Origin of the sequence: Natronospirillum operosum, assembly GCF_004768465.1 — a bacterium.
In the GTDB taxonomy this organism is placed as follows: domain Bacteria; phylum Pseudomonadota; class Gammaproteobacteria; order Pseudomonadales; family Natronospirillaceae; genus Natronospirillum; species Natronospirillum operosum.
In genome coordinates this window covers 169,622-179,504 of record NZ_SRMF01000007.1, presented here as the reverse complement: position 1 = coordinate 179,504, position 9,883 = coordinate 169,622, and the positions used below count along the sequence as shown (strand labels likewise).

Annotated in this window: 8 protein-coding genes; 5 read left to right on the top strand and 3 right to left on the bottom strand. The window is 46.4% G+C overall.

Translation table 11 applies throughout. The features are described from left to right. Nucleotides 1-59: 59 nt before the first annotated feature. Together E4656_RS15555 and E4656_RS15550 are read right to left on the bottom strand one after the other, a co-directional pair. On the bottom strand, nucleotides 60-374 hold the full coding sequence (locus tag E4656_RS15555; protein WP_135484208.1) for a hypothetical protein: 315 nt from the start codon (nucleotides 372-374) through the stop codon (nucleotides 60-62). Between the two features lie 125 nt (nucleotides 375-499). Then, the gene (locus E4656_RS15550) at nucleotides 500-1,717 is read right to left on the bottom strand and encodes a cysteine desulfurase family protein (RefSeq protein WP_205849236.1); all 1,218 of its coding nucleotides are present in this window, start codon (nucleotides 1,715-1,717) and stop codon (nucleotides 500-502) included. Between the two features lie 114 nt (nucleotides 1,718-1,831). On the opposite strand from E4656_RS15550, the gene E4656_RS15545 reads away from it, so the two are divergent. The 5 genes from E4656_RS15545 to E4656_RS15525 all read left to right on the top strand — a co-directional run bounded on the left by E4656_RS15545 (nucleotide 1,832) and on the right by E4656_RS15525 (nucleotide 8,867). Then, nucleotides 1,832-2,782: a DUF4007 family protein gene (locus E4656_RS15545; RefSeq protein WP_135484207.1), complete on the top strand. Its 951-nt coding sequence runs from the start codon at nucleotides 1,832-1,834 to the stop codon at nucleotides 2,780-2,782. Then, a complete protein-coding gene (locus E4656_RS15540) occupies nucleotides 2,782-6,180 on the top strand; it encodes an ATP-binding protein (protein ID WP_135484206.1) in 3,399 nt (1,132 codons plus the stop codon). Before E4656_RS15545 ends, E4656_RS15540 begins: the two co-directional genes overlap by 1 nt. 4 nt (nucleotides 6,181-6,184) lie before the next feature. Then, on the top strand, nucleotides 6,185-7,021 hold the full coding sequence (locus E4656_RS15535) for a phosphoadenosine phosphosulfate reductase family protein (RefSeq protein ID WP_135484205.1): 837 nt from the start codon (nucleotides 6,185-6,187) through the stop codon (nucleotides 7,019-7,021). Between the two features lie 74 nt (nucleotides 7,022-7,095). Further along, on the top strand, nucleotides 7,096-7,611 hold the full coding sequence (locus tag E4656_RS15530; protein ID WP_135484204.1) for a hypothetical protein: 516 nt from the start codon (nucleotides 7,096-7,098) through the stop codon (nucleotides 7,609-7,611). Beyond that, nucleotides 7,608-8,867, top strand: a complete 1,260-nt coding sequence (locus E4656_RS15525) for a DGQHR domain-containing protein (RefSeq protein WP_135484203.1) — start codon at nucleotides 7,608-7,610, stop codon at nucleotides 8,865-8,867. The genes E4656_RS15530 and E4656_RS15525 overlap by 4 nt, the downstream gene beginning before the upstream one ends. A gap of 81 nt (nucleotides 8,868-8,948) precedes the next feature. Here E4656_RS15525 and E4656_RS15520 read toward each other — a convergent pair whose 3' ends face one another. After that, entirely contained in the window at nucleotides 8,949-9,857 is a 909-nt protein-coding gene (locus E4656_RS15520; RefSeq protein WP_135484202.1) for a hypothetical protein, read from the bottom strand. Between the last annotated feature and the right edge of the window lie 26 nt (nucleotides 9,858-9,883).

Below are 9,883 nucleotides of genomic sequence, written 5' to 3'. Positions count from 1 at the left end.
AACCGGACAAACGAAGTTGCCAATGACCGGACATTCCTAGTTGGCAAAAAGCGGACAATCTAAGTTGGTGTTGACACCGTGCTGGGCAGCAGGTTCCAAAGATCATTGTTGCTCCACCGCGACCAGGGGAAGCAATGATCGACGGCGTACTTCTCGGGCTTGAGCGCGGTGTTGCTCCAGACACAATGCACCGGCTGCCGGTTGCCAAGCCGGTCATTTACCAGGTCGCGGATGAGACTCGTATCGCGCCGATCTTCATGCCATTGCAGGGCCTGCCAGTAGACGCTGTGGTCATAGCGCACCTCATAGCCCTGCATCAGCTCGGCCCACTCGTTGACGATGGCAGGCTCCAGCCAGCAGGCGTATCGACTCATGCAGTCCCACAGAAAGCGCGGCACATAAAAACTGCCGAACCTGGAGAGGGTCTCCCGATCCAGCCGCGCCGGTGAACTGCCCGCCTGGATACGCACTTACCATGGAGGTCAAAGGGAAGTGAGTATTAACGCTGCACGCTCGAAAGCCTCTTTAAAGCCTGGTCTAAAAGCTCAACTGCGTGATCGATTGCACTATCCGAAGTTTCAAAGCCAATGCTGAATCGAATCGCGGATTCAGCTTGCTCAGTAGACAACCCAATAGCTTTCAGTACATGGGATGGTTCAGCTATACCGGACGTACAGGCTGAACCGGTGGATGCGGCCAAATTTGGTTGCAACGCCCCAAGAACATCTTGTGCATCGAAGCCCTTAAAGCCGAAAGATATGTTGCCGGGGTGACGATTCTCTAGACCTCCCCCGTATAGCTCACCGGACCATGGAAGATCCACTAGCATATCAACAAACCTGTCCCTTCGAGCACGGAGCTCTGCACGTTTTTCTGACGCCATGGGCGAACTCATATATTCAGCAGCGGCACCAAAGCCCACGCACAAGGGCGTTGGCAAGGTGCCAGAGCGAATCCCATTTTGCTGTCCGCCACCATATATTAAAGGTTCGATTTGATCCTGGAGATCACGGCAAATATACAGACACCCAATTCCCTTTGGGCCATACATTTTATGGCCAGACAAACTGAGCATATCTACCTGCGCTGCAAGGCTTTCCAGAGGAATGGCTATGGGAGCTTGAGCAGCATCGCAGTGAAATACCGCTCCGCACCCTCTTATAGCCTCAGATAGTCTAGTAATATCTTGTATCGAGCCCACTTCGTTGTTGACTGCCATGATAGAGACAAGTAGCACATCCTCCCCAAGTAACCGATCAAGCTCAGAAGGAACAATCAATCCATTCTGATCAACAGGAATGAGGTCCAACGTAAAGCCGTATTGATCTTCGAGGGCTCGTCCAGCTGAGAGAACACATTTGTGCTCGATGGCACTACAGAGAAGCCGCTTTCGAGGGGAATTCATTCGAGCCGCTCGTTTAGCAAGGCCAAGTATGGCAAGGTTATTGGATTCTGTGGCACCGGAAGTAAAGATTATTTCATCGCCGTCCGCACCGATGAAGCTTGCTATTTGCTGAGCTGAGCGCTCAACAACAGTTGCTGAGTGCCACCCAAGCGCATGGTCCGAAGAGTGCGGGTTGGCAAAAGATTCAGCAAAATATGGCTGCATCCTCCTAAGAACTTCATCAGAAACGGGAGTTGTTGCTTGATAGTCAAAATATATCAAATCTTTGTTTCTCATTGAGTAACCCTTGCCGGAGATGCTTTTCTTGACCATGCGGCTGCCTTCGGGGGGAGCAAGCTGGAGATAGCCTCCAGATTGGCATTGACCATAACACGAGGCCATATTAGAGTCATCTGGATGGACCATCCAGGACAGGAGATCAAGGGCATGGCACGCGGACTGCTTTACCAACCGGGCTACAGACCGCAATTCTCTGGACATGAGACCTTCCCACTGCGGTACGGTTGGTTAAAGAAATGCTTTGACCGAGTATCTCAAACAGAGCACGAAACCGAAAATAAGTCTCTATGTTGGGGAGACGATGCCATTGCCAGTTTTGGTGTTGGCAAGAACATGGTTGCTTCTATGCGTCATTGGGCGACAGTCGCAGGCATTATTGAAGAACCCTCGGGTACCAATCAAGTTAAGACAACACCGGTAGGCCAACTGCTGTTTGGACATGACGGAGTTGACCCCTTTCTGGAGAACCCGAACTCGCTGTGGCTAATTCATTGGAAGCTGGCAACAGAGTGGAAGAAAAAGACAACATGGTATTGGGCCTTTAGTCACTATTCGGCCGTTACTTTTGAGCGTGACAAATTCATCCACAGACTAAAGCGCGATTGGCCAGCTGCGGCTGAAACAACAATAAAAAATGATGTTGGCTGCTTTATCCGTACTTATACAGCTCAGTCATCAGGCGCTAAAGCCGGACAGGACGATTCTCTTGAGAGCCCGCTCACGGAACTTGGTTTAATTAAACGCGTATCAAGACGAGATGAGTATCGGTTTGTTCGTGGCCAGAAAACCACCCTAGGTGACGGCACCTTTGTTTACGCTCTTCTAGAGTTCTGGCAACAGTTCTCCCCTACATCCTCGACACTTTCATTTGAAGCTATTGCCCATGAACCAGGTTCCCCGGGAAGGGTATTTTTGCTCGATGAAAATGACGTTGCTGATCGGCTACTCAAGATCGAGCAGGCTACCGCCCATTCTCTTCGTTGGTCAGAGACTGCAGGCCTGAAGCAGGTCATTCGTCACCCAGACTTTGATTTCGATGGTGCAATTGATTTTATTCGGAAGGACTACGAAAGCTCCGATGAAAGTGAGGCCGCATAGTGTCATTAGTTGATCAAGTTAGCATTTCCCGACGCTTCCAGAAGTCCATACGAATCGACTCCGACTTGGGGAGTAAAAGCGCCCTCGATGGATTCATTTGCCCACAATCTTCTGCCGACGTACTTATGGCAATGGCTCGACATGCGTCCGAGACTGGACAGTGCGCATTTACTTGGACAGGGCCATACGGTAGCGGAAAATCAAGCTTAGCAGTTGCCTTAAGTGCATTGCTTAGCGGTGATCCGGAATTAAAGAGCGAAGCGGAACGTGTTTTCGGGAGCCCACTTACGAAAAGGATGCGAGAGGTTTTCCCGGCTGGTTCAAATGGATGGCGGACGCTACCCGTTGTTGGGCGGAGGGGTAATCCCGTCGATATTTTGGGTGAAGCTTTAGAGAATGCGGGCTATTCACCTCCACGTCATAAAGCAAAGTGGACCGAAGAGGACGTTGTAAGCAGCTTAGTAAGTATTGCTAACAGAGACACTGAACGTCATGGCGGTTTCGTCTTGTTTGTGGACGAAATGGGCAAGTTTTTGGAGGCTGCAACTCAGAACGAGTCGGATGTTTATATTTTCCAACAGATAGCTGAGGCCGCATCTAGAAGTAACGGGCGACTGCTCTTCATAGGTGTATTACATCAGGCGTTCGATGAATATGCGCATCGACTTTCACATGAAATGCGAAATGAGTGGGCCAAAATCCAGGGACGCTTCGTTGATTTACCGGTGAACACAATTGGTGAGGAGCAGATTGACCTAATCTCTCGTGCGATCGAAAGTGCGGACGCAGAACCGCAGATTAAGAACCAGGCAAGGACCGTTGCAAGAGTTGCTCGAAAAGATCGTCTGGAGGATGCTGAGCGCTTAGCGAAAATGTTAGTTAAGTGTTGGCCTCTACATCCTGCGGTCGCTTGCCTTTTGGGCCCCATTTCTCGACGAAGATTTGGGCAGAATCAACGAAGCATCTTTGGTTTTCTCAACTCATCAGAGCCTCATGGATTTCAAGACTTCCTTCGCGTGGCTGACGACAATAGTCTCTATACGCCAGATAAACTATGGGATTATCTGAGGTCCAACCTTGAGCCCTCGATTATAGCTTCCCCGGATGGTCATCGCTGGGCAATGGCCGCTGAAGCCCTAGACAGATGTGAAGGCCTGGGGGGTGATGAGCTTCTTGTACGACTACTGAAAACAATAGCGGTCATTGATCTGTTCAAGGAACGATCTGGCCTAGTGCCAAACTTTGAGCTACTACATACTTGCTTTCTGAGCACTAGCGATGAATCTCTTAGGAGCGCTCTTTCAACTCTTGATCAATGGTCGCTAACTATCTTCAAAAAGTTCCAAGATGCTCATGCGATTTATGCAGGTAGCGACTTCAATATTGATCAAGCTGTCAGCTCAGCTTTGGAAGATATTGATGAGCCGGACATGGAGGCTCTTAAGTATTTGGCGGGCTTGCAGCCTATTCTTGCGAAACGACACTATCACGACACAGGGGCCATGAGATGGTTTGATGTAAACATCACACCAGCCAAAGATGTTATTGATGTTGCAAAACGCTTTAAGCCAAAAGAGGCCGTGATTGGCGAGTTCCTCCTTGTTGTCCCTACTAAGGGCGAAGAGAAAGGGCAGATCAAAACCCTATGTCGGGAGGCTGCCAAATTGAGCGAGCAGTGGGACATCGTGGTTGGCTATTCACCTCAGGCAACCTCAATTGTCATGCTCGCGCGCGAATTGCTTGCCCTGGATAAGGTTAACAATGATCATCCAGAATTAGCTGGTGATCCGGTAGCGCGGCGCGAAGTAGCAGCAAGGCTAGGGGATTTACAGGCACTTCTGGAAACTGAACTTACCAAATCCATTGATGGAGCCAAATGGTATCGCAAGCACCACTCCCCTAAACAATATCGGCTATCTGACCTGAACAGCCTAGCATCAGATCTCGCCGATTCACGATTCAACCAATGCCCTAGACTCCACAATGAGCTTCTGAACCGCCATAAACCGTCCGGCAGTGCTATTGCGGGACAGAATGCGCTCTTGAATCGCATGGTAAGAAAGGAAGCGGAACCTCGTTTAGGCATCGAGGGATTTCCAGCAGAGGGCGGGCTTTACGCATCAATTTTGGGGGCCTCCGGGCTTCATAGGAAGACGGAAGACGGTTGGCGATTTGTGGCACCCACTGGGGACGATAGTGACGAATATAGGCTCTATCCCGCATGGAATGCAGCGACTGACCACATTAAATCGAACAGCAATCGTTCAGTCTCTATGTTGGAGCTCTACGAAAAAGTATGGGCGAAGAAACCCTATGGGATAAAGAAAGGCCTAATGCCGGTGCTATCAGTCGCTTTTATTTTAACTCAAAAAGACAATCTTGCGGTATACAGGCAAGGCATATTCCGAGCTCGTTTCGATGACATCGATGTTGAATATTTGGCGAAAGACCCTCAGACAATCGAGTTGCGCTGGATGGATCTCGACAAGGTTTCGCGCAAGTTGCTTTCTGAAATGGCCGATGTAGTGCGGAACCTAGACGAGAAGAATGAACTGACCCATCTTGCCCCAATTGATGTAGCTCGCGGATTAGTGTCTATCTATGAACAGCTTCCAAATTGGACGAAACGCACGATGCGCCTTTCAGCGAGGGCTATACAAGTGCGTGATATGTTTAAACGTGCAAGTGATCCGAACAAGTTCCTTTTCGACGACATACCTGCGTTAGTAGACCCAAAGAATACAGATATTATTGATCAGACTGATGTCCACAATATCGTATCCGTAGTTAAAGAAGGACTACAAGAATTGGTACAAGCCTATCCAGCCATGGCTCATAGGCTTCGAGACATGTTACTTGCCGAGCTCCAGGTTCCGAACCTCTCGAGCCAATCTCTACTGGAGTTGCGCGAGCGGGCAGAAAATGTGAAGGAGCTGGCTGGCGATTTTCGCCTAGATGCATTTGTCGGGCGACTCGCAACGTTCGAAGGTAGTGACAAGAGTTTTGAATCTATAGCCAGCCTTGCCGCGAACAAACCTCCAAGAGACTGGGTTGATCCTGACATGGATCGGGCCTCTATAGAGCTCGCTGACATGGCACAAAAGTTCCTCAAAGCTGAAACCTTCACAAGGATCAAAGGGCGTCCAGAGAAAAGACACGCTATGGCTGTTGTTATTGGAAGGGAAGGTAGGCCTACTCCGCTACTAGAAGAATTTGAAGTCGCAGACTCAGACAGAGAAGCCATAGATAACATTATTGAACGTGTATCCACAGTACTTGGCACGGAAGAGCCTAAAGATAGGAATATTGTACTCGCAGCGCTAGCCGAGATGAGTACGCGTTATATGCAAACATCCCAGGCAAAAATTCCTAAAACAGAAGATGATGAGGTTGCGTGACCCTATGGCCGATAAGGAAAAACATGTACTGGGTTTATCCGGTGGTAGAGACAGTGCTGCGCTCGCTGTGTATATGCGGCAGCACCATCCTGACATCGATATCGAATACTTTTTCACCGATACAGGAAAGGAGCTACCGGAAGTCTACGAATACTTGGGTAGACTAGAAGGGTTCTTAGGGAAAACAATACATAAACTGAACCCAGACCGTGACTTCGATTTCTGGTTAAAACAGTACAACGACTTCCTGCCTTCTGCACAGACCCGTTGGTGTACACGGCAATTAAAGTTAAGGCCCTTTGAGCAATGGGTTCGACCTATGCTCAACGATGGAATGACGATCTATAGTTATGTTGCAATTCGTGGCGATGAAGAATATCGAGAAGGCTACTCATCAAAAGATGACAATCTGATAATTAAATTGCCTTTCAAAGACGTGGGCATCGATAAAGCTGGTGTCTTGGATATATTAGAAGGCGCTGGCCTAGGGCTCCCAAAGTACTACGAATGGCGTACTCGAAGTGGCTGTACATTCTGCTTCTACCAACAGAAAATCGAGTGGGTCCGATTGATGGATCGCCACCCAGATGCCTTTGAGGAAGCTAAAGCCTACGAGAAAAGCGCGGTTGAGCAGGGATCCCCTTTTACCTGGAGTCAAGGCGAGTCATTAGAAGAGCTATCAAAGCCTGACCGTATACAACAAATAAAAGACGATCACGAACAGCGACTACTAAGACAAAAGAAGAATCTTCAACAAAATCCATTACGATCAGACAGTGAACCTTTGGATATTGATGATCTCTATGGTAAAGCTAAAGGATGTCTTGCTTGCCACAAATAGGAGCTCATTATTAATATAGAATCAGGAAGTAAGGGAAAATCATACACCATGGTCAACGAGGTGTTATCTTGAGAATGGCCGCACTTGAGGACTTCGCCAATGAAGCTGCCAATGATATCGCAAAATACACGATTTCGGTGGTCCTGAACCCTGACAAGCTGACAGGTGAAGAATATTCAATTTCCAACCTCTCTTGGAGCTCAATAAAATATGGATCCGATGACATAGAACAGGTGCCTGACGACCAACGAGGCATTTATGCATTTGCAATTTGTTACGATAATGAAATTCTCCCTCCTCACGGATATATTCTCTACATCGGAATTGCAGGTAGAAATTCTAGCAGATCATTGCGAGAGCGTTATAAAGATTACCTCAACGAAAGGAAAGTGTACAAAAGAGCCAGAATTGCGAGAATGATCGGCAATTGGCACAGCGTGTTAAGGTTTTATTATGCCCCAATTTCTAGCGACGTAACTTCAGACGAGCTTCAGGAAATAGAAAAAGAATTAAATAGTGCTCTATTACCCACTTTTTCTGAAGGAGACCTGGAAGCCGATATAAAGAGAAAAAGAAGGGCATATCGATGAGTTCATCAAAAAAATTAAAAGGAATAACACTTCCTGCGCTTCGCGGCGTCATGGGTGACTGGGTATATTACACATGCCTTGTTGGATTAGATGAGATTGCTAAGCGTGTAAGGTTCGCCGAAGAAATACACTCGAATAGAAATCTCTCTGAGATGATCCAAAGGCAACTTAAGAAGGGACGTAGCGACCAAATAGCCAATTACATAAAAACACAAAATGATAGGTTTTTTAACTCCTTGGTGGTCGCGACATACGGTGGAGAGCCGAATTGGCATGCATTATCTGATGTGCGAAAAAAAGATGGCGATGGCCTGACTGGGCTCGACGAAGAAACCATTTCATCAATAGGTTTTTTAACCTTCAGAGGCGACGAAAATCTATTTGCGCTAGATGGTCAACACCGGCTGTCAGGCATTAAAAAGTTAATTAAGGATGGTATTGATCAAGATCCTTACGATGAGATATCCGTAATTTTTGTGGCCCACAAAGAGACCCGACACGGTCTAGAAAGGACTAGGAGATTGTTCACAACGCTTAATAAAACCGCTAGGCCAGTGTCGAAAGGTGACATAATTGCTCTGGACGAAGATGACGTAATGGCGATATGTGTACGAAGGTTAATTGAACAAACGCCGATTTTTTCCGGGGATCGTATTGCTTTTGTAGCATCTAACAATATGCCAACATCAAACACCAAAAGCTTAACAACGATAGGGAATTTGTACGACACATTAACTATATTTTTCACTAGCTCAAAACATAAATTAAAAAAATCGAAAGCCGAGTTGCAAAGAACAAGGCCTGACGATGAAGGCTTGGATCTCTATTTTGAGTATGCAAAGACTATTTTTGATCAGTTCAGGAGGAACTTCACGGAACTCGATGAATTTTTCCGCACAGAAGAAACCCATAAAGTAGTATCACATTATAGAGGTCCTCATGGTGGTAGCGCACTATTTCGCCCGATAGGGTTAGAGATATTCTCAAAAATAATTTCGACACTTACCCAAAGTTACACTATCTCGGAAGCAGTAAGCTTAGCCTCTAGGCTACCAAGAAATATTTCTGGGCCACCCTATAATGGATTAATGTGGGACGACAATACAGGAACAATATCTAACGCTCACAAAGTAACCCTACGCGAAATACTACTATACATGCTAAACACCTCCAAATATTCAGATCCTGTGTTGTTAGAGCGATATCGCCGTGAGACGGGTAGTTCGACTATTGAACTGCCCAACAAAGTAATTTAAAGGCAATACAAAAAAGGCAGGTATTGTGATGACCATCAGAAATATTTACAGTCAAGGTCTATATATAACAGAAAATTGAACCTACACAGATGGCCACCCCTCACACTCCAACCATCCTTTAAAGCTAAAGTGCCCTTTGAAATGGAGTGAAAGTGCGTAATCTTTATTGCAGTTTTCTAAAAAAAAGTCAAACGGCTTTCCGTAAGCATCTTCGATAGCACGATAGTCATAAGATTGAAAATCTGATGAGAAATTACCTATCAAAGCTTGCATATATAATACAGAGACTCGACTTGCATGATGCAGCAAGTTTATCAGTATCGGTATCATAGGCGAGTCATAAGGGTCTATGTATTCGTTCATTATAGGAAAAACCCCATGAGCCATCTGATTCCTTAAGTTCCTAATTATATGGAGGCCATAGCTAGTGCTATTCGGAGAAACCTCTTCCAGTCCACTCATACCTGGTTGATAATATTTGTAGTATTGATCGAAGAAATGTAGAAAGTTATCTACGATGTGCTGAAAGTTTCTTGGAAGCTCGCTAGCTCTAAACTGATCGCACAATAATGCAGACTGAACGCTACTTTTCTTTATCTTTCTTGTCGCATTAAAGGCAGCTTTCTTTGCTACTTCATTGTACCTAGGAGATACAAACCTGTACGTCTCTTCAAGAGCATAACTAATATAAATAAACCGAGTCAATCCCGTAGAATACTTTGTAAATATTCTAGAGTCCGAGTCATATTGGTCCGCAGCAGCCCCACACCAAAACGCATCATTTCCTACGTGTTTCCATGCGTTAATATTTACACTTTCCAAATTACTAGCAAGTTTAAGCCAGTTTCCAATGACCTGCGTGCGAACTTCGCGCTTGTTATCTGAAATAGAATATTCAGTTTTATTATCTAGGTAAGTACAATACTCTGCCATCTCATATAGATGCTCGGGAAGGGAACGTAGCTCGCTACAGATTTGGCATTCTTTCACCTTACTACCTCTCACTTCAATATAGT